The organism is Chitinophaga sp. (assembly GCF_035564935.1).
Lineage (GTDB): Bacteria > Bacteroidota > Bacteroidia > Chitinophagales > Chitinophagaceae > Chitinophaga.
Genome location: NZ_DATMTE010000728.1, coordinates 1 through 1,509 on the forward strand (window position 1 = coordinate 1; position 1,509 = coordinate 1,509).

A 1,509-nucleotide genomic window follows, 5' to 3' on the forward strand; every position below is an offset into this window, starting at 1 on the left:
GCTGATCATTGCTGACCAGCCCTTCTCTCTTTTGTACCAACATTCAAAAATCAACCGGCACTTTTTCTCCATAAAGTGTTAAAGCCACCGGTAAAATTGTAAGGCAATATTTCTGCTACCTGGCAATCGAGTGTTTGCAGGAATTTAAGCCGCTTTGTAAGCAGGGAAAAAGGAAACACATCTTCCACGAAATTGGTTTTCGCAAACCGCACGATCCTAAAATCACTGGCCTGTGCCAGTTCCCGGAGATCTTTCCGGGTAAAGAACTGCACATGGTCCAGGTTATCGGCCTGCGATTGGGCGGTGGTACCTTTAAATCCAAGTGCGCGTTTTACTTTATTGATGCTTTTCCATAAAACCGGGTTGTTACGCGCTTTCAGCATGGGCCTTGTTACACACAATTCCCTGGGGCCATTCCCATTGGGAACAGTTACCACCAGCAGGCCATCATCTTTCAGCGATGCATGGATGGTGTTCAGCAGCAGTTGCGGCTGATCCAAGTGTTCCAGCACTTCACTGCATATCACGGCATCATAGGTTTCGCCCTGCGCAGTAAGCGCTTCCGCGCTGATAGCGGCAAATTTCACATTAGGGTAAGTATTGCGCTGCTGGGCTACTGCAATTGTTTTTTCGCTGATATCTATTCCCAGCACTTCGTAGCCAAACTGCCCGAGATGCCGGCTGATAACCCCATTACCACATCCTACATCCAACACACGGCCTCCATCGGGGATGTTGCTTTTCAAACTATCCGTTATAAAATTCAGTCGTTTTATATCGGTAATCCGGTCGTATTCGTAGGTGATCACGGTTTTTGTCATATTGTAATTGATAAAATGTTATTATTTACAAAGCTGTTGGTATACAGCCGCAATTTTTTCCGTCATGCCCGCCACGTCGAAATTCGCTGCGATGGCTGCCTGCGCATTGTCCTGCAGCCTGGCCCTCAATACGCCGTCGCGCGATAGCCTCACCATTGCCGCAGCCAGTTTCCCCGTATCCCCGGATGGCACCAGCAGCCCGTTCTCTCCATCTTTTACTGCTTCTTTTGTTCCGTCCACATCACTGGCAATCACCGCTTTTCCCATGGCCATTGCCTCCAGTACGCCAATAGGGAAGCCTTCCCACAGGGAGGGTAAGCAATAAATATCTGCAGCATGCAACACTGCCGGTATATCCTGGCGGAAGCCCGCGAATGTTACCTGTTTTTCTATCCCTGCTGCGGCGGCGGCATTTACCACATCGGTCATCAGTTCCCCGTCGCCTATCATCAGCAAATGTAGCTGTGGCGCCTGTTGCAATGCTGCGGCAAAACCTTTGATCATCCCCACCGGGTTTTTCTGGTAGGTCATGCGGGCAATAAAACACACCAGCAGCTTATTTTCCGGTATACCATATTCCGCACGCAGATCCGGGTATGGTGCATGGGGATTAAACTTCTGCAGGTTGATCCCATTCCTCACCACGATACCGGAAAAACCTTTTAAGGCTTTGATACCGGTTTGCCGG

Annotated in this window: 2 protein-coding genes; both read right to left on the reverse strand. The window is 49.4% G+C overall.

The genetic code is table 11. From position 1 onward, the window contains the following. Positions 1-50: 50 nt before the first annotated feature. Positions 51-821: a class I SAM-dependent methyltransferase gene (locus tag VN105_RS18820; RefSeq protein ID WP_325643073.1), complete on the reverse strand. Its 771-nt coding sequence runs from the start codon at positions 819-821 to the stop codon at positions 51-53. A gap of 21 nt (positions 822-842) precedes the next feature. Next, the coding region (locus tag VN105_RS18825; RefSeq protein WP_325643074.1) for a glycosyltransferase family 4 protein at positions 843-1,509 on the reverse strand (667 nt) is incomplete at its 5' end.